A 23,693-nucleotide genomic window follows, 5' to 3' on the forward strand; every position below is an offset into this window, starting at 1 on the left:
TTGTCAACTGTAGTGGGTAGATGAAAAGCTAACACCTAGAGAGGACGAACTTCGTTCTCTCTTTCTTTATGTTCAAAGCAATCAAAATGCGTTTTTTAAAATTTTCAAAGTTCCTAAAACCAAAGGCATTTCTCTTAATGACTTTGATGAGATTGTTGGTAGCTTCCAGTTTGGCGTTGGAATAAGGCAATTCCAGGGCGTTTAAAACCTTGTCTTTATCCTTTAGAAATGTCTTAAATACCGTCTGGAAAATAGGATTAACATTGGCCATTTCCTGTTCAATAAGGTCAAAGAAATGAACTGAGTTTTTCTCTTGGAAATGGAACAAGAGAAATTGATAGAGTTCATAGTGCTGTCGGAGTTCATCTGAGTAGGATAGGAGTTTTTCTAGAATTTCCTTGTTAGTCAAGTGCATGCGAAACATAGGGCGATAAAATCGTTTATCGCTGAGTTTACGGCCATCTTGTTGAATCAATTTCCAGTAACGTTTCAAGGCTCGGTATTCGTGCGATTTTCTGTCGAATTGATTCATGATTTGAATGCGGACACGGTTCATAGCACGGCTGAGGTGTTGTACGATATGAAAGCGGTCAAGGACGATTTTAGCATGCGGAAAAAGCTGTTTAGCCAATTGGTAGTATGGACTAAACATGTCCATAGTGATAACTTTAACGCGGTTTCTAGCCTGTCTGGAATAGCGTAGGAAGTGGTTTCTAATCGTGGCTTGCGTGCGTCCATCGAGGATAGAGATGACTTTTAGCGAGTCGAAATCCTGAGCGATGAAACTCATTTTTCCCTTCTTGAAGCCGTACTCATCCCAGCTCATATTCTCAGGCAACCAATTCCAGTCGGATTTAAATTGGAACTCATTTAGCTTGCGAATGACGGTTGAGGTAGAGACGGCAAGGCGCTTAGCGATATCGGTCATAGACTGTTTTTCAATGAGAAGTTGAGCGATTTTCTGGTGAACGATGTTTGCGATTTGGTGGTTCTTCTTGACCAGAGGAGTTTCAGCGACAGCCATTTTTCCGCAGTCTTTGCACTTGAAACGGCGCTTTTTCAGGCGAATGAGAGTTCGGTAGCCAGCACACTCCAGATAAGGGATTTTAGAAGCTTTCTGGAAGTCGTATTTGTCCATCTGTCCCTTGCAGGCAGGACATTTAGGAGGCTCGTAATCCAAGTAACCATGAAGTTCTTTGTGCGTTCCCATATTGTATTCATCAGTGATAATAATATTTTTGTCTTTTATTCCGAGAAAATTTGTGATAAGATTTAGTTGTTCCATATGAGTCTTTCTAATGAGTTGTTTAGTCGCTTTTCATTATAGGTCATATGGGACTTTTTTTCTATACTCAAAAAAGCTCCATAATTTCCATGGTGGATTTACCCACTACAGAAATTATAGAGCCGTTTTTTTTGCACCGTAACCCTACTTCGAAGACCATCAAATGTCCTGAAATTCCTATTAAATCCTTTAATAATTGCTGTTTTTCTGCTATACTAAAGACAGTGAAATAGGGAGGGTTGATCATGGGTATTTTGACAATGGATAAAGCCTTTGTATTCTAAAAAACAATACAAAGGAGAAAAATATGATTACTTACAAACAAAATCCTCAACTCAATTTTCAAGCTGTCCTGGACCTCTATGCCTCTGTGGGTTGGACAAACTACACTGCTTGTCCAGATATGTTGCAAAATGCCCTAGAAAATACTCTATTGGTTTTGGCTGCCTTTGATAGAGAGCAACTTGTAGGTATGTTACGAGCAGTAGGTGATGGCTATTCCATTGTTTTTATTCAGGATATTTTAGTCCTGCCCGCTTACCAGCGACAAGGGATTGGACGCCAACTCCTGGAACAAGCTATTGCACACTTTCCAGGTATTTATCAGCTTCATCTTTTGACGGATAATGCTGAGAAAACAAGGTCATTCTATGAAGCACTCGGTTTTACGGCTGTTGATAGTTTAGGCTGTGTTGCTTATACTTATTTAAAATAAGAAACAAACAAGAAAAGCAGAGGCTGGTTAACCAGCCTCTTGCTGTGAGCAGGTGATTTGAAATTCAAATCAAAAAGAGTAGAATAGAACTACCGATAATTAGTGATAATAAGGAGAAATATTATGGCAACCCTACTGATTGTAAAAGCCCATCCCCTCGATGCACAAAAATCCTATGCCTTGCGGGCCTTGGAGGAATTTCAAGCACGATACGCTAGTTTGCATCCAGAAGATAAGATAGAAGTAGTTGATGTCTTTGAAGACCAAATTCCAGCCTTGGACAAGCCCCTATTTGAAGCAATGGGATCAGCTAAAAAAGGCGAGAGCATCAGTCCTGAGCAAGCAAAACAATTGGACCGTTACAATGCCTTGACCCAGCAATTTCTTGCAGCTGATAAGATTGTTGTCGTTAATCCTCTATGGAATCTAAATGTACCTAGTCAGCTGGTGTCCTGGGTCAATACCATCAATGTAGCAGGTCTGACCTTCAAGTATGGACCAGAAGGCTCTATCGGTTTGGTCAAGGATAAAAAGCTCATGCACATTCAGTCCAATGGTGGTGTTTATGCAGGTCAGGATCCAGCTGCTCAGTACATCAAGTCTATCTTTGAATTTTTAGGCTTTGAAGACATTCATCAGGTCTTTATCGAAGGGCAATCTGCCGATCCAAGTCAGGCTCAGGCTATCTATGATAAAGCGATGGTCAAGATTGATAAAATTTTAGAAAGTTTTTAAGCGTAAAAAAGATTTTGGAGATTATCCACTCCTTTTTCTCTCTTTTAGCTTAAAAAAATTTACATAAGTGCTATAATATAACTAGGAACATTTCCGAATAAATAGATAGAGAGGAACTCTCAATCACACTATTCGGAGGAAAAAGATGACTAAACGCCGTCAGGCAGTCAGTCCCATGGCTGATATTATTGCAAAAAAGATTTTTAATGACCATGAAATCACTATTGATTTTATCAATACCTTTCTAGGTTTTCGTCCCAAATCTGTTCAAATTTTGAATGGTACCATTGCGGATGTGAAAAAAGAAAGAACCAGCCACTTTAGCACTACAGTGGATATTTTGGCTCGCATGGATGACGGGACGCAAGTCATCATCGAGATACAGGTTGCCTATCAAAATAGTTTTATCAAGCGTTTGTGGACCTATACTTGTCAACATCTGGTCAAGGACTTGCCCAATATTCGTGAGAAAGTTGCGCAGACACATGATATGTATGACAAAATTTCACCGATTTATTCGATTGCCTTAGTAGCCAGCAGGTATTTTGATGACGACCAACCTATTCATAGTTTTGTATTGACTGAAAAAGATGGAGGTCAAATCTTGGAATTGCCATTTGGCGAACATGAGGAATTGAAAAAGCCGTTTGAGATGGTCATTATTGAACTGAAAAAATTCCGTAAGGGTCAGCTGGAGAAAAATCAACGCCAATGGATTGAATTTTTTGCCAATCGAAAATTTAGTCAAGCTACATCAGATGTAATTGAAAAGGCAGAACACCTGTTGGATAGAAATACATGGACAGAGGAGGAAGTCAAAATGGTAGATCAATGGTTGCGCAACGCTTCCAACCACTTTGGTGAATTGGAAAGTTCTTTCCTACGTGGTAGACAGCGCGGTAAGGAAGAAGGTCTAGCAGAAGGTCGATTAGAAGGTAGTATACAAAAAAGTTTAGAAGTTGCTCAGCGCTTATTAAACAGAGGTCTTGGCATAGAAGATGTTTTAGAAATCACCGGCTTAACTTCAGAACAGTTGGCTTCCCTTTCACAAGACCATCAGTTTTAGGAGGAAGTCAAAATGGTAGATCAATGGTTGCGCAACGCTTCCAACCACTTTGGTGAATTGGAAAGTTCTTTCCTACGTGGTAGACAGCGCGGTAAGGAAGAAGGTCGATTAGAAGGTTTAGCAGAAGGACGATTAGAAGGTAGTATACAAAAAAGTTTAGAAGTTGCTCAGCGCTTATTAAACAGAGGACTTGACATAGAAGATGTTTTAGAAATCACCGGCTTAACCTCAGAACAGTTGGCTCATCTTTCACAAGACCATCAGTTTTAGGAGGAAGTCAAAATGGTAGATCAATGGTTGCGCAACGCTTCCAACCACTTTGGTGAATTGGAAAGTTCTTTCCTACGTGGTAGACAGTGCGGTAAGGAAGAAGGTCGATTAGAAGGTAGTATACAAAAAAGTTTAGAAGTTGCTCAGCGCTTGTTAAACAGAGGTCTTGGCATAGAAGATGTTTTAGAAATCACCGGCTTAACTTCAGAACAGTTGGCTTCCCTTTCACAAGACCATCAGTTTTAGGAGGAAGTCAAAATGGAGAACAGTGGCTGTCTAATCTCCCTTCAATAAAAGATGTCTTGGCTTAGCCAATCTTTCTGCTGATGATCCGCCCTAATTTTCATTTCTTTTCACAAAATATTGAAATCGTTTTCGCATTGTGCTATAATTGAGGTAGGAAAAATCGAGGAGGAAATCCTATGTCAGTTAAAGATTTTATGACCCGTAAAGTTGTTTACATTTCACCAGATACAACCATTGCCCATGCGGCTGATTTGATGCGTGAACAGGGTCTGCATCGTTTGCCTGTTATTGAAAATGACAAATTGGTCGGCTTGGTGACGGAAGGAACCATTGCTGAAGCCAGTCCATCTAAGGCAACCAGTTTATCTATCTATGAGATGAACTATCTTCTAAACAAGACCAAGGTCAAAGACGTTATGATTAAAAATGTCATCACTGTTTCAGGCTATGCCAGTCTTGAAGATGCTGTTTACCTCATGTACAAAAACAAGGTCGGTATTCTTCCTGTTGTAGATAATGGCCAACTCTATGGTGTTATCACTGACCGTGATGTATTTGCAGCCTTTCTCCATGTTTCAGGCTATGGCGAAGAGGGTGTTCGTGCTCGCTTCCTTGTGGAAAATAAGGCTGGTGAGTTAGAGAAAATCATCCGTCTGGTAGCAGACAAGGAATACAATATTGCTTCAACGGTCCAACTAGTTACCAAATCAGGTAAGGCAGTTATCGAAGTCCAAATTGATGGTAAGGTAGATGTAGAAGAAGTTCGTAGCCTATTCGAGGGTGCGGGTTTGCAAATTGATAGTCTAGTACCAACTGTAGCAAAAAATATCTAAAAGTCGAGATTTCTCGGCTTTTTCTTCTTTTTGTAAATAAGTTTTGACTAGATAAAATACTTATATGGTATAATAAAAGGGATTACAAGAGGAGGAAGTATGGGATATAAGAAATACAAGAAGTACAGACATGATGACGATATTGAAAGTATCCTGCTTGTTCTAGTCTTCGGTTTGTTCAAAATTTTAGGGAAAGTTGTCTTACCAATGCTTGGTAAGCTTTTCCAGCGTGATAATATCAACCGTTTTTTGCATGGGGACAAAATCAACCGCTTGCAGACCCTCCAGCTCAGCATTCGGTCTGGTTTTGAAAAACACCAGCAATTGTTGGCGGAAAATGGTGAGGATAAAGCAGTTTTAAGCTTGCGTAGCCGCATCTTAGGAGAATTGTTTGAGTTAGACCAGCTCTATCAAAAGAACGGCAAATACCTGGATGCCTTTCAAAGCAAAGAAATTGTCGATACCTTGCAACTAAAATATCAATTAAAAATGCCTGAGCAGACTTCCTCCTTTACTGAAAATCATGATAATCTGAAAAGTGAGGGTCCTCCTAGGCAAGCTAAACCTGGGGACGAGCAAGCCTATATTGCAGAATTGGCTCCTGAAATCCTGGAAACCTATTGCAATATTCAAAGGGACAATCAGGTTATTCTAGAGAAACTTGAAAATGCACCGGATAAGCGGGAAGAATTGACAGCCATCCATGAAGCCAATATGAATCGCTTTAGGGATATCTTACAAGGTTATTTGAAAATCAAGGAAGCACCCAAAGATTATTTCAATGCAGAAGAGCGACTGGCCCAGGCCAAGCTGGCTCTGGAAACCTTTGACAGGGATTTGGACGATACCATTAAACAATTTAACGAAGCTGATATGCAGGATTTTGAAATCAGCCTGCGCATGATGAAGAAGAAAGAGGGATAAGATGTCAGGATTTAATTTCGATATTGATCAGATTGCTAACAATAGTTTGTCAACCAAGGACAAGACCACAGAAATCATTCAAGCAACACCAGCTGGAGATACGACCAAGGTATCTTTCTTGGCCCAGTTGACACCAGAACAACAGACAGGCATTCGTGCTAAAGCACCGCAATTGGTAGATAATTTCTTGGCCAACCAGAATGCACTCTTGGATTTCGGCAAGGAAGCCGTGGAAGAAGTCAATGCGACGGTCAACCACATTCTGTCTGAACAGAAAAAGATCGAAATTCCACAGGTGGATGAGCTGTTGGCCAATACCAATCGTGAATTGAATGGCTTTGTGGCTAAGTACAAGGACATTTCGACAACTGCTGAGTTGGAAAAGAAACCAGGTTTCTTCCAGCGCTTGTTTAAGCAAACCAAAAATGACTTGCAGGAATTTTACTTTGATTCGCAGACCATTGAAAAGAAAATGGACAGCATGGCGGCCAGCGTAGTCAAGCAAGAAGAGGTCTTGTCCCGTAATATCGTATCAGCGGAGCTCCTGATTGAGAACAATACCAAGTCTATTGAAAATCTAGTCGGTGTCATCGCCTTTATCGAAGCGACTGGTCAAGAGGCTGCTCAGCGAGCAAAAGCAGAGCAGGAACGCTTAGCAGGTCTGCAACCAACTACGGTAGACTATCAAGTAGCTTCTGAAAAGCTGGCGCGTGTGACAGAAGTTGCCAATATTCTGGAACAACAACACTCAGAATACATGAGCCGCCTCTATGTTGCCTGGACAACAACGCCGCAAATGCGCAACCTTGTCAAAGTTTCATCAGATATGAAGCAACGACTTGGTATGTTGCGCCGCAATACCATTCCGACAATGAAGCTGTCTATTGCCCAGTTGGGTATCCTCCAACAGTCTATCAAGTCTAGTCAGACAGCGGATGCCATTGTCAATGCCAACAATGCAGCTCTTCAAATGCTGGCGGATACATCAAAAGAAGCTATTCCGATGATGGAACGCACCGCTCAAAATCCAACCCTTTCAGTAGCTTCTGTTACCAAGTTGGCAGAGAGTTTGGTCGCCCAGAACAATGGCATTATTGCAGCAATTGACGAAGGTCGCCAAAAACGTCGTGAGCTAGAAGCGGCTATTATCCGTTCGGCTGAAACCATCAATGATTCTGTAAAATTGCGTGATCAGAAGATTATTGCAGCTTTATTGGATCAAGGTAAGGCTGCTCAGTCTGAGGCTGAACAACCACTAGAACCAGCTGAATAATACAAAAACTGCCGCTTTTTGTCATTAAAAATAATGGTAGTTGTAAGAACAAAGCTGATAAAAGAAGTCCTTAATTGGACTTTTTTTCTTTTTTTATAAGAATTCTAACGATATGTTTACCTAAAAGTTCATTCTAGAATAAGCAATAAAAATCTATCTTTCAAACAAGTAGCTGAAGGAAAACAAGTAAAAAGAATATGATTTTAACTAAATTAAAAATGCAAATGTTCGGATATTGAATAAAAAAGCAAAAAAATATTGCAATTTTAAGCATAGTACTTGAAAAATATGGGGGGGGTGATATAATTTCGAAGATATATTTATTTCTGTAAGTTTAGTGTTTATTCACTGGTAGATGTGGAAATGATACTTGCGAAGTGTTGCGCGTCAAGTATGGATTTTCGACAGTCTAAACATCCGTTCACTTGTATTATATGGTTGACTAGAGAACCACATAAGGTTGAAAAGTGTTGTAGGATAAGGCTTTTAGGGATATGTATATATCGTCAGCAGCTATGTGGACAGTCGCATGGTAAACGTAACAAGAACTTGGTGGATGGTTGCTTATTAAATTGTTAAAGTGTATATGTACCAATCAATCCCCCCATATATATTGATTATTACTATTTTATATAGTTTGACGATGAATATTCCACGACCTTTGAAGGACAGTTAGAGCTTTAAAGGATAAGTTTATTGTTGCATTTCCTATTGATGATTTTTCACATAGCTTGTTATTATTTTTTGGGAGGCATTTGATGCAGAGAGCAAAGAAAAAATCATTTGATTGGTACGGAATGAAACAACATTTCTCAATCCGTAAATATCATTTCGGTGCAGCCAGCGTATTGCTTGGTATGTCACTAGCCATGGGTGCTGGTGCGCAAGCCGCTAAAGCAGAAACAACAGCTGCAACATCCGAACCAACGACAGCAACTACAACGTCGGCTTCATCAACAGAAGCAAGTGTAGCAGTAACACCGTCATCGACTACTGAAACAACAGCGACAGTAGCTTCAACGACTACTGAAACATCAGCGACAGAAGTTGCACCAGTGACAACAACGGAAGTAGTTGCGACAGTTGAGCGCTCCGCAACCATCAACTACATCGTGAACTATGTGCTAGAAGATGGCACCCTTGTAAACGCAGTAGTGAAATCAGCTACAGTTACTACAACAGACACAACTGCTAAAACAACAGTTGAAGTAGTAGCAGAATTGCCAGAAGGCTATGAGTTAGCCACAGGTCAAGCATCTACAGTATCGCAAGAAGTGACTGAAGCTGGCGAAAACCTTGTAACAGTTAAGCTTGTGAAGAAAGCAGCTACAACTAAAGCAACAACCACGCCTACTTCACCTACAGCTACAGCAACGAAAACAGCAACTGAAACAGCAACACCAGTTGCAACAACACCAGTAACTGTTGCAGAAGCAAAAGTAGTACTTGAGCAAAATATCTCTGAGGCTGAAGTTTTGTCAAACGAAGCAAGTCGTTTGTACACAGCTTCTCCAGAAGGCAATGAGTCTTTAAAAACAGCTGCAGATGCAACGAAATTGGCTGCGACAGAAGCTGTTACTGTCTTGAAAGACTCAGTAGCAACTCTTGAAAATGTTAATGAACAAATCAATGCAGTTCGTACAAATGTGGAAGCCTTGGCTTTGGAATTGCGTAAATTCTTGGGAACTGAAGATATCCAAGTCTTGCTTGCAGCGACTTCTACTAACTTACAAAACGTTGGTGATGGAGATGGTATCCTTATCGAAACAGGTACAACTGCAACTCCAGATATGTCCGATCCAAATGGTGCAAGTGTAACATCAAAAGTTAGTGGATCCCTTAAAGCTACTGAAGTTGCAGATTATTTGACAATTCAATATACACCTGTTGCATACTTTGATGCTGTTGCACCTGTCTATACACCTTTCAAAGAAAACGGTGGGCAGTCAACAGGTGGTGCTTACTTCCGTACATCTGTTAACCCAACCGATCTTTACGGCAAGCTCTTGGTAGAGTTGGTTGCAAACGACGGAACAGTTGTTGAAACTAAAAAAGTTGAGCCAAACACAGCTGTAGAATTTGATTACTTCAAGACTACACATGGTGCAGGCTATCCATTTGTATACACCTATGACCCAGACTATGATTCGAAAGATATGTTCGGTGTTATCCGTATTCAATGGGCTTACAACACAATGAGTGCTGTTAGTCAAAAGTTGATCCGACCAACCACTAATACGACTGTCTACAAGACAGAGGATGGTCAACAACTAGCTACCTATACGGTGTTAACAACACCAGACTTGAATACTACTCCATCTGAAAAGAGAGAGTTTGCGGGTTATACTTACAAAGAAACGACAACAACAACATCTAACGTCGTTCTCGTTCCATCAGAGCCATACGTTGAAGTAACTCGTTTTGCTACAAGTGGTGTACAGTTCAAGACAATCGTTGAAGCTGTGGGTACAGATGGAACTATTAAGAAAACCTACTACATAGCAGATCCAAACTACACAGGTACACAGAGTTATACAGATACTAATCTAGATGGCTTCCTACCAATCTTGGTAACAGATGACATGCCAGTTGGTACAGTGAATACAAACTTGAAGCTTCTTCCTTCTCTACTAACATCTGGCTATGAAGTTTATCGCGTAGATGCTTCAACAGAGAAGATTTATAAAGACAAAGAAGGGGATAAGCAACCAACTCCAGTCCGTGGTACTTTGATTACAGATCCAGCAGAGCTTGATTTCAGTACCTTGACTTCAACAAGCCAGTGGTTCCATATCAAATTTAACGAGAAACAAGATGGTACCCTCGCCTTTATTCGTGTTCGTCCAGCGGCCCTAGGTAACGCTTCACGTATGACTTTTGAATATGATACTCGTGATACTGCAGGTGCGACGACGGATACTTCTAATTGGGAAGAAGGACAAGATTTTGGTGTACGTCCAAGGTCTTGGAATGGGATGCACCATACGATCAGTTTGAATAACAATGCCCAAACTGTTACTGAAACAACGCACATTTACACACCTGTACCACAGGAAGCCATCATCCGTTACCAAGTTGAAGGTGCGACAGACTTCTTGGAAGATTCAGGTACTTTGACAGGTAACCCAGGAACAGATATCACTTACTCAACTGAAGATACCATTAACAAGTATAAGAAATTGGGTTATGAGCTTGTATCTGACAACTTCACTACTGATGCTGGTCAAGATTACGACTATGATTCAGATAAATTGCAAGAATTCCTTGTTGTCATCAAGCCACGTGTTGTTGATGTTCCTAAGACTGTTGTACCAGGTGAGCCTGTAGATCCAACAGATCCAAACTCACCAGTATGGCCTGCAACATTAGAAAACTTGGAAGCAACTCAAGAAGTAACCCGTACTGTTGAATACAAGTATGAAGATGGCTCTCCAGTTCTCGTAGATACTGCAGGTAATGTCTTGCCAAAAGGCTCTACTGAAGGAACTCCGTTTGTTAAAACTGAAACAGTAACCTTCACTCGTCCAGCTCAAGTGAACCTTGTAACAGGTGATATTATTTACGGTGAGTGGGGAGCTGATACGACAGATACTCTTAAAGGTAATGTCCTTCCACAAGTTCCAGGTTATACAGCAAGCCGTACTACTCTTGAGGGTGCAGATGCGCCAATGACAGAGACAATCAATGCTAAGACTGTTACAGCGACTGATGCGGACATCAATGAAGTTGTTTACTTTGCTGAAAATCCTAAGTATGGTGATGTTGTTGTTAACTATGTAAATACGGATGGCAAAGTTATCGCAACCCCAGTTGTAGATACAAACGATGCCCTTGTAGGTACAGACTACTCAACAGCTGATCAAGTTCCAGAGAAAATCATTGAAGATGCAACTGGCGATGTATATTACTACAAAGAAATTCAAGCTGGTTCAAACGAAACTGGTACAGTAGTAGAAGGTACGACAGAAGTAACCTATGTTTACGAAAAAGCTGGTGACGTTGTTATCAAGTATGTGGACGTTAACGGTCTTGAATTGCAAGCTCCAGTTGCGGACACTACTGACGGCAAACCAGGTTCAGACTACAACACAGCTGAAGGTACTGAAAAACCAGCAACTATCACATCAGACGGTAAAGTATATGCTCTTGTTCCAGCAGGTGACTACCCAGTAGGTACAGTAGCAGCAGATAGCAACTTGGCTTCAGGCGCAACTCCAACAGGTACTGTTGAAGCAGGTGTAGCTAAAGAAGTAACTTACGTTTACCAAGAAGTGAAATCTGACGTTGTAGTTGAGTACTACGATACAGAAGGCAACCCAATTTCAGGTACTGAAACAGGTAACGCAACATCTGTAGTGGATACAGAAGACGCTTCAGTTGGTACAGCCTATAATACAGACGATAAGAAACCAGCAACCATCACAGCAGCGGACGGTACAGTTTACTACTACAAAGAAGTGAAAGACACTTCTGCACCAACAACTGGTAAAGTAGCAGAAACAACAACAACTGTTCAGTACGTTTACGAAAAAGCAGGCTCTGTCAATGTTAACTATGTAGATGTAAATGGTACTGAAATCAAGGCAGATGTATTGGATGTTGAAAACGGACAACCAGGTTCTAACTACGATACACTTGCGGACAACCGTCCAGATACAATTGTTGCAAAAGATGGTAAGACCTACAAACTTGTTCCAGCAGGTGATTACCCAGTTGGTACAGTAGCAGCAGACAGCAACTTGGCTTCAGGTGATGCTCCAACTGGTGCAGTTGAAGCAGGGGTGACTAAAGAAGTTACTTACGTTTACAAAGAAGTAAAAGGTAACGTTATCGTTAACTACGTTGATGAAAATGGTAAACCGATCGCTGGTATCACTGATGCAGGTACAGAAACTGCAAGCACAGTTGAAGACACACCAGAAAGCTCAACAGGTACTGAGTACAATACGACTGACCTTCGTCCAAACACTATCACAACTGCAGACGGTAAGATCTACAAACTTGTTCCATCTGCTATCCCAGCAAACGAAACTGGTAAGGTTGTAGAAGGTACGACAGAAGTAACCTATGTGTACGAATTGGTAAAAGGTGATGTTGTTGTTCACTATGTAGATACAGAAGGCAACACAATCGCTAAAGATGTGACAGATACTAAAGTGTCTGACACAGGTACAGCTTACGATACAACTGATAACAAACCAGCTAAGATTACAGCAGAAGATGGCACAGTTTACTACATCTTGCCACAAGATGAAGTACAAGCAGGTTCAGCTCCTGAAACTGGTAAGGTTGTAGAAGGTACAACAGAAGTCACTTATGTTTACCAAAAAGCTGGTAACGTTGTTGTTAACTACACATTGGCAGATGGTACAGTTATCAAAGCTCCAGTAAACGATGAAACGAACCAAGAGCCAGGTTACGACTACAACACAACAGATAACAAGCCAGAAACCATCACAACAGCAGATGGCAAAGTCTACAAACTTGTTCCAGCAGCAACAATCGGTAACGAAACTGGTGATGTTGAAGCAGGTAAGACTATCGAAGTAACGTACATCTACGAAGAAGTTAAGTCTGACGTTGTTGTAGAATACTACAACACAGCTGGTGAAGTGATTGCAGCAACTGTTGTGGATGAAGATGATAAGTCTGTTGGTACAGTCTACAACACAGATGAAGACAACCGTCCAGAAACTATCACAACAGCTGATGGCACAGTTTACTACTACAAAGAAGTGAAAGATACTTCTGCACCAACAACTGGTAAAGTAGCAGAAACAACTACAACTGTTCAATACGTTTATGAACAAGCTGGTAACGTTGTTGTTAACTACATCGCTGAAGATGGTACTGTAATCAAGCAACCTGTAAACGATGAAACAAACGCTAAGCCAGGTACTGAGTACAGCACAACTGATAACAAACCAACAACTATCACAACAGAAGACGGTAAGACTTACGAGTTGATCCCAACTGCAACAATCGGTACTGAAGAAGGTACGGTTGAATCTGGTAAGACAACAGAAGTGACTTATGTCTACAAAGAAGTGAAAGGTTCAGTCGTTGTTAACTATGTAACAACTGATGGCACAGTTCTTCAAGCGCCTGTGACAGACACACCAGAAACATCTACAGGTACAGACTACGACACAACAGACAACAAACCAACTACTATCACAACAGCAGATGGTAAGACATACAAACTTGTTCCAGCCCTTACTCAAGGTTCTGAAACAGGCGAAGTTGTTCCAGGTGTAACGGAAGTAACATACGTTTACGAAGAAGTTAAGGGTGATGTTGTTGTTAACTATGTAAACACTGCAGGTGAAGTAATCGCTCCTCAAGTAGTGGATACGAAGACAACTTCAACAGGTACAGACTACGACACAACTGATAACAAGCCAGCTAAGATCACAGCAGAAGATGGCACAGTTTACTACTACAAAGAAGTAGACGCAACTTCAGCTACTGAAACTGGTAAGGTTGTAGAAGGTACAACAGCTATCACTTACGTTTACGAGCAAGCAGGTAACGTTGTTGTTAACTACATCACTGAAGATGGTACAGTTATCAAGCAACCTGTGAATGATGAAACAAATGCGGCTCCAGGTACTGAGTACAACACAACAGATAACAAGCCAACTACTATCACTACTGAAGATGGCACAACTTACGAATTGGTTCCAAGTGCAACTATCGGTACTGAAAATGGTGAAGTTGAATCAGGTAAGACTACTGAAGTAACTTATGTTTACCGTAAGGTTGAAACACCAGCAGCTAAGACAGGTAACGTTGTTGTTGAGTACTACAACACTGCAGGTGAGAAGATTGCTTCTGATGTTGTAGATACACCAGAAACAACAACTGGAACTGTCTATGAAACATTTGATTTCAAACCAGCAACAATCACAAAAGATGGTGTGACTTACTTCTACAAAGAAGTGAAAGCTGACTCAGCAGCTGAAACTGGTGACGTTGTTGAAGGTACGACAACAGTTAAGTATGTTTACGAGCCAGCAGGTTCTGTAACAGTTAACTATGTAACAACTGACGGTACAGTAATCAAATCTCCAGTTAAGGATGAAGAGAATGCTGAACCAGGTAAGACATATTCAACTGAAGACAACAAACCAACTACTATCACAACAGAAGACGGTAAGACATACAAGCTTGTTCCAAACGCAACTACAGGCGAAGAAAACGGAACAATCACTTCTGGTGAAGATAAGCAAGTCACTTACGTTTACGAAGAAGTGAAAGGTTCAGTTGTTGTTAACTACATCGATACCGAAGGTAACGTTATCAAAGCACCTGTAACAGATACTCCATCTAGCTCAACAGGTACAGCTTACGATACAACTGATAACAAGCCAACTACTATCACTACAGAAGATGGTACTACTTACGAGCTTGTTCCAGTTCTTACAAAAGGTTCAGAAACAGGTAAGGTTGTAGAAGGTGAAACGGTTGTAACTTATGTTTACCGTAAGGTTGTTGCTCCAACTCCAGACGTGAAGACAGGTTCAGTTGTTATCCGTTATGTTGAAGCAGGTAACGAATCAAACGTTCTGAAAGACCCAGTTCTTGATGAGAACGCTGTTGTAACAGGTACTAAGTACGATACGACTGACGAAGGCGACAAGCCAGCTGAAATCGTGAAAGACGGCGTTCGTTATGTATTGGTTCCATCTAAGACAACTGCTGTAGATCCAAATGGTAACCCAGTTACTGAAACAGGTGAAGTTGCTGAAGGTACAACTGTAGTAACCTACAAGTACCAGAAAGTCGCTAACTGGATCCCACAAATTCCAGGTGTACCAGAAGGACAAGAACCAAAAGTTCCATATCCATTCGACCCAACTAACCCAGATAAGCCAATTGATCCAACAAGACCTTACCCAGGTGGTGAAGTTCCATCAATTCCACATGTTCCAGGCTTTACACCAGTAGATCCTAAGACCAACGAACCATTGAAACCAGTTGATCCAACAGATCCAGGCAAGGGTTATGTGCCACCAACACCAGACGAAACTGGCGTTGACACACCAATCCCTTACGTTCAAAATGGTAACGTTGTGGTGAACTATGTGGATGAAAACGGCAATGTGATTAAGGCCCCTGTTCAAGACGAAACAGACGCTCCAGCAGGCAAGTCTTATGACACAACAGATAACAAGCCAGCTGAGATTGTTACAGAAGATGGTTCACGTTATGTCTTGATTCCATCTAAGACAGTTGGTTCTGAAACAGGTACAGTTGAAGGTGGTAAGACAACTGAGATCACTTATGTATATAAGAAAGTTGCTAACTGGATCCCACAAATTCCAGGTGTACCAGAAGGACAAGAACCAAAAGTTCCATATCCATTCGACCCAACTAACCCAGATAAGCCAATTGATCCAACAAGACCTTACCCAGGTGGTGAAGTTCCATCAATTCCACATGTTCCAGGCTACACACCGGTAGATCCTAAGACCAACGAACCATTGAAACCAGTTGATCCAACAGATCCAAGCAAGGGTTATGTGCCACCAACTCCAGACGAGTCAGGTATCGACACACCAATCCCTTACGTTCAAAATGGTAACGTTGTGGTGAACTATGTGACTGAAGATGGTACAGTCATTAAGGCACCTGTTAAAGACGAAACAGACGCTCCAGCAGGTAAGTCTTATGACACAACAGATAACAAGCCAGCTGAGATTGTTACAGAAGATGGTTCACGTTATGTCTTGATCCCATCTAAGACAGTTGGTTCTGAAACAGGTACAGTTGAAGGTGGTAAGACAACTGAAATCACTTATGTGTATAAGAAAGTCGCTAACTGGATTCCACAAATTCCAGGTGTACCAGCAGGAGAAGAACCAAAAGTTCCATATCCATTCGACCCAACTAACCCAGACAAGCCAATTGATCCAACCTCACCTTATCCAGATGGTGGAGTTCCATCAATCCCACACGTTCCAGGTTATGTGCCAGTAGATCCTAAGACAAACGAGCCATTGAAACCAGTTGATCCAACAGATCCAAGCAAGGGTTATGTGCCACCAACTCCAGACGAGTCAGGTATCGACACACCAATCCCTTACGTTCAAAATGGTAACGTTGTGGTGAACTATGTGGATGAAAACGGCAATGTGATTAAGGCCCCTGTTAAAGACGAAACAGACGCTCCAGCAGGCAAGTCTTATGACACAACAGATAACAAGCCAGCTGAGATTGTTACAGAAGATGGTTCACGTTATGTCTTGATCCCATCTAAGACAGTGGGTTCTGAAACAGGTACAGTTGAAGGCGGTAAGACAACTGAGATCACTTATGTGTATAAGAAAGTCGCTAACTGGATCCCACAAATTCCAGGTGTGCCAGCAGGAGAAGAACCAAAAGTTCCATATCCATTCGACCCAACTACTCCAGATAAGCCAATTGATCCAACCTCACCTTACCCAGACGGTGGCGTTCCATCTATTCCACACGTTCCAGGTTATGTGCCAGTAGATCCTAAGACAAACGAACCATTGAAACCAGTTGATCCAACAGATCCAAGCAAGGGTTATGTGCCACCAACTCCAGACGAGTCAGGTATCGACACACCAATCCCTTACGTTCAAAATGGTAACGTTGTGGTAAACTATGTGGATGAAAACGGTAATGTGATTAAGGCCCCTGTTAAAGACGAAACAGACGTTCCGGCAGGCAAGTCTTATGACACAACTGATAATAAGCCAAACACTATCACTACAGAAGATGGTACAACTTATGAGCTTGTTCGTGTAGAAGGTTCAGAAACTGGTACTGTTGTAGGTGGTAAGACAACTGAAGTAACTTATGTTTACCGTAAAGTTGAAACACCTGCTAAGAAGGTTGTAACAAACCACGTTGACGAAGATGGTAACCCAATTGCACCGCAAGAAGAAGGTACAACGCCTAACAAGTCAATCCCAGGTTACGAGTATGTTCGTACAGTTGTAGATCCAGATGGAAATACAACTCACATCTACCGCAAAGTAGAAACACCTGCTAAGAAGGTTGTAACAAACCACGTTGACGAAGATGGTAACCCAATTGCACCGCAAGAAGAGGGAACAACACCTAACAAGTCAATCCCAGGTTACGAGTATGTTCGTACAGTTGTAGATCCAGATGGAAACACAACTCACATCTACCGCAAGGTAAGCAACCCTGTTACACCAAAACCAGGAACTCCTACAAGTCCAGCACCTCAAGCGCCTGCGACACCAAAACCACAGGCTCCTGTAGCTCCAAGAACTGCTAAAGCTGGTGCGGCTCAATTGCCAAACACTGGTGAAGCTTCATCATCAGCAACAGTACTTGGTGCAGGTATGCTTATTGCAGCTCTTGCTCTTGCAGGTAAACGTCGTCGCAACGAAGACTAATGAGTTTTAGGTAGTAGAAGGACTTTCTCCTTTACTATGTAAAATGAAGAAACAAGAAAAGCATGACTTTTCGGAAAAATGGTCCTTTGGACCATTTTTTTTGTCATCAAAACTAGCATTTTCACTATGCAAATTGTCCAGATAGAGAGATACCTTTGATTTCTAGTAGATAAAAGTTGATTATTTTGGACAGTAAAAAGAGAGAGTGAAGGTCTTTTCAGTCAATCTTTCAGAAACCAAAAATAGATAAAAAAAGAAGACCACGAGGTCCTCTTTAGATGTTAGCTATCGTCACCCTACTATAGTTGACAAAGAGCCTTTTTTATCAATGCCGTTCTAGTGGCTTTTTATCTCGGTCGAGTGTAAATCCTTCCCCTAGCACTTCATGGGCATCTGTTATGGTGATAAAAGCGTGGGGGTCAATTCGATGGATGAGCTCCTTCATTTCTTGTAATTGACTTTTATAGATGACCGAGTAGATCATATTGACATTGGTCTTGCTATAGAAACCTTGTGCCTTGATAAAGGTGACGCCACGTTCAATCTCGCTATCAATGGCCTGGGCAAGCTGATCGGATTTTTGTGAAACAATCATCACTCCCTTGCTACCGTAGCCACCCTCAGTGACAAAGTCAATGACACGGGAAGCGATGGCTACCATCATCAAGGTATATAGGACAGTTCGAAGGTCCTTAAAGACAATGACAATCAAGGTCAGAATTAGGATATCAATGGCTAGGATAATTTGTCCAATAGAATATGGAGTGTATTTATGACCGATACGGGCGATAATATCACTCCCTCCAGTTGTTCCCCCTGAACGAAAGATGGTTCCCAGCCCCAACCCCATCAGAATGCCACCCAAGATACTGACCAAAATCAAATCTTGCTGGAGATTGATGGAGAAAGGGATTTTTTCAAAAATGGCCAGCCAAACAGTAACAGCCAAGGTCCCTAAAATACTGAGATAGAGAGTTTTTTTACCTAATATTTTCCAACCAAGAATAAACAAGGGAATGTTGATCACAATGTTCATTATCCATGGTTGAATATGGAATAGGTAATAAATAATGAGTGCCAGTCCAGTCGCTCCTCCCTCAAACAAGCGATTGGGCATGATGAGGTAATTTAGTCCAAAGGCAAATAGACCAGCACCAAGCAAAATCAAGACTATATTCTTTATACGAATCATAAGGCCCTCCCAAGAAATCTATATATCAATTGTAAAAGATTTTCATATAAAAAACAAGTCTATTTTTCAAGTGATTTTTTGCCTATTTTTTGGTAAAATGGAATGAATATCTCAGAGCCTATTTTCACCAGTAAAGCGCATAATATCCAGTGATATTTTTTGCTAGTCTAGTAAGTGTTTGTTGAAAAACGAACAATGCTTAGCCTAAAAGATGGTCCTAGATGGAACTGCCAACTGTGAATATAGGTTCAAAGAATGAGGAGAAGGATGAGTAAGGGTTTTTTTATTACATTTGAAGGTCCAGATGGGGCTGGGAAGACAACGGTTTTGCAGGAATTGTTACCAGCCTTGCAGGAGCTAGGTCCAGAAGTGGTGACAACTAGAGAACCAGGCGGAGTGGCCATTGCTGAGGACATTCGCTCCATTATTTTGGATCCAGCCAATACGGAAATGGATGATAAGACGGAGCTCTTACTCTTTATCGCAGCCCGTCGTCAGCACTTGAAAGAAAAAATCTTACCTCCCTTGGCTGAAGGTAAGTTGCTTTTAATTGATCGCTTTATCGATTCCTCCATTGCCTATCAAGGCTTTGGAAGGGGCTTGGATGTGGCTGATATTAACTGGCTCAATCAGTTTGCGACAGATGGCTTGAAACCTGATTTGACCCTCTATTTTGACATTGATGCAGAAGAGGGTCTAGCTCGAATTGCTCGCAATGCGGATCGAGATGTGGACCGTCTGGACATGGAAAAGGCAGATATGCATAAGCGTGTTCGGCAGGGCTATCTCAGTATTTTAGAAAAAGAGCCAGAGCGTTTGGTCAAGATTGATGCTAGTCAGCCTTTAGATGCTGTTGTTGCGGATGCTTTGTCAGTCATTAAGAAACGGTTTGCGGAAAGAGCATGAAAATTGAAGAACTAAGACAGTTACAAGCTGGCCTATTCCAGCGATTTGTGACCATTTTGGAGCAAGGACGTCTGGCCCATGCCTATCTGTTTTCTGGTGATTTTGCCAGTTATGACATGGCTATTTTTCTCAGCCAGTCCTTATTTTGTGGGGAAAAAGTAGGTGTGTTACCTTGTCAGAATTGTCGAACTTGTCGTTTGATTGAAGCGGGTGAGTTTTCAGATGTGACCTTGCTAGCTCCCCAGGGCAATATCATCAAGACAGAAACTGTTCGTGAATTGGTCAAGAATTTTTCTCAGTCAGGTTTTGAATCTAGCAAACAGGTTTTTATCATTCGAGATGCTGAGAAAATGCATGCCAATGCAGCCAATTCTCTCCTGAAAGTAATCGAGGAACCTCAGTCGGATATCCATACTTTTCTCTTGACCAATCAGGAAGAAGCAGTGCTTCCGACCATTAAAAGTCGAACCCAGATTATCGGCTTTCCTAAAAATCTGTCCCTCTTGGAGCGGATGCTGGAGGAAGAAGGTTTGTTGAAAAACCAGGCCAGTCTGTTAGCACGACTGGTTTCTAGTCAGGAAGAGGCCCTGAAATTAGCAGAGAATAAGAATTTTCTGGAGCTAATGGGTCAGGCTAGGAAATTTATCGACCTGCTGCTGACCGACAGCAATCGGGCTTATTTGCAGGTAGGTAGCTTGCTTTCCTTGGCTGTGGAAAAGGCAGAGCAAGGACGATTGTTTGATTTACTCAGTCTATTATTAGCAGAAAGAATGTCGGAGCCACAGGTAATTGAAAAAATGGATAACCTACTAAGAGCCAAGGAAATGTGGCATGCCAATGTCAGCCTACAGAATAGTTTGGAGTATCTGACATTAAAATAAGCAGAAAGGAAGACCATGGATAAGAAAGAAATTTTTGATGCCCTAGATGATTTTTCACAAAATCTCTTGACCACCTTAGCAGAGGTAGATGCCATAAAGAAGCATTTACAGGGTGTCATTGATGAAAATACGACCTTGCGTTTGGAAAATTCCAAATTGCGTGAGCGTCTTGAGAAGGAAGATAAGATAGGCCATAAGTCATCCAACTTTGGTAAGGAAAACTTGGAACATATCTACGAAGATGGCTTCCATATCTGTACCTTCTCTTATGGACAACGCAGGGAAAATGATGAACCGTGTATGTTCTGCATTGAATTATTGAATCGAGAATAGCATGAAAGTACAAAAATCATTTAAGGGACAGACTAGCTTTGGGACCTTATATCTGGTTCCTACCCCTATTGGAAACCTTCAGGATATGACCTTTCGAGCTATCCAGGCCTTGAAAGAAGTAGATGTCATTGCAGCGGAAGATACTCGCAATACAGGACTTCTGCTCAAACATTTTGAGATTGAAACTCGTCAAATCTCCTTCCATGAGCACAATGCTCATGAAAAAATTCCAGTTCTGATAGACTGGCTCAAGTCGGGTCAATCCATTGCCCAGGTATCTGATGCAGGTCTGCCTTCTATCTCGGATCCTGGTCATGACTTGGTCAAGGTGGCGATTGAAGAAAACATCCCAGTTGTAGCCCTACCTGGTGCTTCAGCAGGTATTACAGCCTTGATTGCCTCGGGATTGGCTCCCCAGCCACATATTTTCTATGGTTTTTTACCGAGAAAAGCAGGGCAACAAAAGGACTTTTTCCAAGAAAAACGTGCCTACCCTGAAACACAGATTTTCTATGAATCTCCTTATCGGGTAGCGGATACCTTGGAAAATATGCTATCCGTCTATGGAGATCGCCAAGTGACTATCGTTCGGGAATTGACCAAGCTCTATGAAGAGTACCAGCGAGGAAGTATCACAGAAGTTCTAGATTATCTGAAGGAAAATCCCCTTAAGGGTGAGTGTTTAATCATCGTTGCAGGTGTTGGTGAAGAAGAGTTACCATCCGTAGACGAAGTGGATCTAAAGGCAGAGGTGGAAAAGGAAATCGCAATGGGGCGCAAACCCAACCAGGCCATCAAGGAAGTAGCTAAACGCTACCAACTCAAAAAACAAGAAGTATATGATCTATATCATGGACTAGGCTGAGTCTAGTCCTTTTCTCATTTTCCGTACCTTTTCTGAGAATGTAGCTTATTTTATGGAATTTTCAGAATACTTGTGATATAATGAACGCATTCTAATTTTGGAGGGAATTTATGACAATCTACAACTTCTCTGCAGGTCCTGCAGTATTGCCAAAACCAGTGCTTGAACGCGCTCAAGCTGAATTCTTGGACTACAATGGTTCGGGAATGAGTGTTTTGGAGATGTCCCATCGCTCCAAAGACTTTGATGATATTATTAAAGGTGCTGAAGCAACCCTTCGTGAACTCATGGCTATTCCGGATAACTATAAAGTTATTTTCTTGCAAGGTGGAGCATCTTTGGAATTTACCATGATTCCTCTCAATTTTGCCCAAGGTAAAAAAGCCTACTATTTAGCAGGTGGTTCATGGGGTAAAAAAGCCTATACTGAGGCTGTAAAACTGTCTAAGACCATTGACTTTGAACCAATCTTGCTGGGCTCAACAGAAGATATCACCTATGCAGAATTGCCAACTTTTGATAAAAACGATATCGATCCAAACGCAGCTTATGTTCACTTGACCACCAACAATACCATCGAAGGTACAGCTGTTTACGACATTCCAGATACCAACGGCGTTCCAGTTATTGGCGATATGTCTTCCAATATCCTGGCTGCTCGTTACAATGTAGAAGACTTTGCCATGATTTATGCAGGGGCTCAGAAGAACATCGGGCCAGCTGGTGTGACAGTTGTCATTGTGCGTGAGGATTTCCTTAACGATCAACCAATGCTTTCAAGCATGTTGGACTACCGTATTCAAGCAGAAAATGAGTCACTATATAACACGCCGCCTGCATACTCTATCTACATTTCTAAGCTAGTCTTTGAATGGGTCAAAGAAATTGGTGGTGTGGACGAAATGGAGAAAATCAACCGCGAAAAGTCTGGCTTGCTTTATGACTACATTGATCAGTCTAATTTCTACAAAAACCCAGTTCGTAAAAAAGAAGAGCGATCAGTAGCTAATATTCCATTTGTGTCCCCAAGTGAAGAGCTGGATGCCAAATTTGTCAAAGAAGCGACAGCAGCAGGCTTCAAGAACATCAAGGGCCACCGTTCTGTTGGCGGTATGCGAGCATCCCTCTACAATGCCTTCCCACGTCAAGGTGTGGTCGACTTGATTGACTTCATGAAAAAATTTGAAGCGGAGAATGCTTAATGGAAATCCGTCTTGCACATCCCAATGAAGTAGGATCAATTTGTCAGATTATGGATCAGGCCAAGGCTTTCCTAGCAGATTCTGGCAGTAGCCAATGGCAAGGTGCTTATCCTAATCAAGATACGATTTTTGAGGATATTTTAAGTGGCAAGGGCTATGTTGGTCTGGTGGACGGTAAAGTTGCTGTATATGCGGCTGTATTTCGTGGGACAGAGGCTGCCTATGAAGCCATTTATGACGGCAAGTGGCAGCACAATAATCCTCTCTATACGACTATTCACCGTGTGGCGGTTGCTGAAGGTTTCCGTGGCCAAGGTGTGGTTCAGACCTTCCTACAAGGGATAATTGAAGGGCAAAAGGGACCAGATTTCCGCTGTGACACCCATGAGAAAAACCTGCCCATGCAACACATTCTGGAAAAACTAGGCTTTGTCTATTGTGGCAAAATTCCCTTGGACGGAGAACGCCTAGCCTACCAAAAAATCAAGCATAAGAGCGAACGCAGTCTCTATCAGGAGGTTAGTGAAGACGATCGTTGGTTACTTGGAAATAATTAAAAATATGAAAGAA

17 protein-coding genes are annotated in these 23,693 nt (G+C 41.6%); 15 read left to right on the top strand and 2 right to left on the bottom strand.

Annotation, left to right across the window (positions count from 1 at the left end):
• Positions 1-28 precede the first annotated feature (28 nt).
• Positions 29-1,285, bottom strand: coding sequence for an ISL3 family transposase (locus tag PW252_RS04075; RefSeq protein WP_248043812.1), 1,257 nt, complete (start codon positions 1,283-1,285; stop codon positions 29-31).
• Positions 1,286-1,592: 307 nt separating this feature from the next.
• Between PW252_RS04075 and PW252_RS04080 the strand changes: the two genes are divergently transcribed.
• From PW252_RS04080 to PW252_RS04120, 9 genes are all read left to right on the top strand, one after another.
• Positions 1,593-2,000 (top strand): GNAT family N-acetyltransferase, encoded by a 408-nt coding sequence (locus tag PW252_RS04080; protein WP_248044962.1) that lies wholly within the window; start codon positions 1,593-1,595, stop codon positions 1,998-2,000.
• A gap of 123 nt (positions 2,001-2,123) precedes the next feature.
• Positions 2,124-2,735, top strand: coding sequence for an FMN-dependent NADH-azoreductase (locus tag PW252_RS04085; protein ID WP_248049500.1), 612 nt, complete (start codon positions 2,124-2,126; stop codon positions 2,733-2,735).
• 145 nt (positions 2,736-2,880) lie between these two features.
• Positions 2,881-3,801, top strand: a complete 921-nt coding sequence (locus PW252_RS04090; protein WP_248049501.1) for an Rpn family recombination-promoting nuclease/putative transposase — start codon at positions 2,881-2,883, stop codon at positions 3,799-3,801.
• A 12-nt stretch (positions 3,802-3,813) separates the two neighbouring features.
• Entirely contained in the window at positions 3,814-4,071 is a 258-nt protein-coding gene (locus tag PW252_RS04095) for a hypothetical protein (RefSeq protein ID WP_248049502.1), read from the top strand.
• A 12-nt stretch (positions 4,072-4,083) separates the two neighbouring features.
• Entirely contained in the window at positions 4,084-4,317 is a 234-nt protein-coding gene (locus PW252_RS04100; RefSeq protein ID WP_248049503.1) for a hypothetical protein, read from the top strand.
• A 176-nt stretch (positions 4,318-4,493) separates the two neighbouring features.
• On the top strand, positions 4,494-5,150 hold the full coding sequence (locus PW252_RS04105; protein WP_172050174.1) for a CBS domain-containing protein: 657 nt from the start codon (positions 4,494-4,496) through the stop codon (positions 5,148-5,150).
• Positions 5,151-5,249: 99 nt separating this feature from the next.
• Positions 5,250-6,074 (top strand): hypothetical protein, encoded by an 825-nt coding sequence (locus PW252_RS04110; RefSeq protein ID WP_248049504.1) that lies wholly within the window; start codon positions 5,250-5,252, stop codon positions 6,072-6,074.
• A 1-nt stretch (position 6,075) separates the two neighbouring features.
• On the top strand, positions 6,076-7,347 hold the full coding sequence (locus PW252_RS04115) for a toxic anion resistance protein (protein ID WP_248049506.1): 1,272 nt from the start codon (positions 6,076-6,078) through the stop codon (positions 7,345-7,347).
• Between the two features lie 758 nt (positions 7,348-8,105).
• Complete coding sequence (locus PW252_RS04120) at positions 8,106-17,744, top strand: MucBP domain-containing protein (RefSeq protein WP_316716846.1); 9,639 nt, start codon at positions 8,106-8,108, stop codon at positions 17,742-17,744.
• Positions 17,745-18,069: 325 nt separating this feature from the next.
• Here PW252_RS04120 and PW252_RS04125 read toward each other — a convergent pair whose 3' ends face one another.
• Positions 18,070-18,936 (bottom strand): YitT family protein, encoded by an 867-nt coding sequence (locus PW252_RS04125; protein ID WP_248049509.1) that lies wholly within the window; start codon positions 18,934-18,936, stop codon positions 18,070-18,072.
• 267 nt (positions 18,937-19,203) lie between these two features.
• Between PW252_RS04125 and tmk the strand changes: the two genes are divergently transcribed.
• The 6 genes from tmk to PW252_RS04155 all read left to right on the top strand — a co-directional run bounded on the left by tmk (position 19,204) and on the right by PW252_RS04155 (position 23,680).
• Positions 19,204-19,842: a dTMP kinase gene (gene tmk, locus PW252_RS04130; protein WP_248049510.1), complete on the top strand. Its 639-nt coding sequence runs from the start codon at positions 19,204-19,206 to the stop codon at positions 19,840-19,842.
• Positions 19,839-20,723: a DNA polymerase III subunit delta' gene (locus PW252_RS04135; protein ID WP_248049511.1), complete on the top strand. Its 885-nt coding sequence runs from the start codon at positions 19,839-19,841 to the stop codon at positions 20,721-20,723. The genes tmk and PW252_RS04135 overlap by 4 nt, the downstream gene beginning before the upstream one ends.
• Positions 20,724-20,738: 15 nt before the next feature.
• Positions 20,739-21,056: a DNA replication initiation control protein YabA gene (gene yabA / locus PW252_RS04140; RefSeq protein WP_105117394.1), complete on the top strand. Its 318-nt coding sequence runs from the start codon at positions 20,739-20,741 to the stop codon at positions 21,054-21,056.
• Position 21,057: 1 nt separating this feature from the next.
• Positions 21,058-21,921, top strand: a complete 864-nt coding sequence (gene rsmI / locus PW252_RS04145; protein ID WP_248049512.1) for a 16S rRNA (cytidine(1402)-2'-O)-methyltransferase — start codon at positions 21,058-21,060, stop codon at positions 21,919-21,921.
• A gap of 110 nt (positions 21,922-22,031) precedes the next feature.
• Positions 22,032-23,123, top strand: a complete 1,092-nt coding sequence (gene serC / locus PW252_RS04150; protein ID WP_248049513.1) for a 3-phosphoserine/phosphohydroxythreonine transaminase — start codon at positions 22,032-22,034, stop codon at positions 23,121-23,123.
• Positions 23,123-23,680, top strand: coding sequence for a GNAT family N-acetyltransferase (locus tag PW252_RS04155; protein ID WP_248049515.1), 558 nt, complete (start codon positions 23,123-23,125; stop codon positions 23,678-23,680). The genes serC and PW252_RS04155 overlap by 1 nt, the downstream gene beginning before the upstream one ends.
• Positions 23,681-23,693: the final 13 nt, after the last annotated feature.

Source organism: Streptococcus sp. 29887 (genome assembly GCF_032595075.1).
Lineage (GTDB): Bacteria > Bacillota > Bacilli > Lactobacillales > Streptococcaceae > Streptococcus > Streptococcus iners.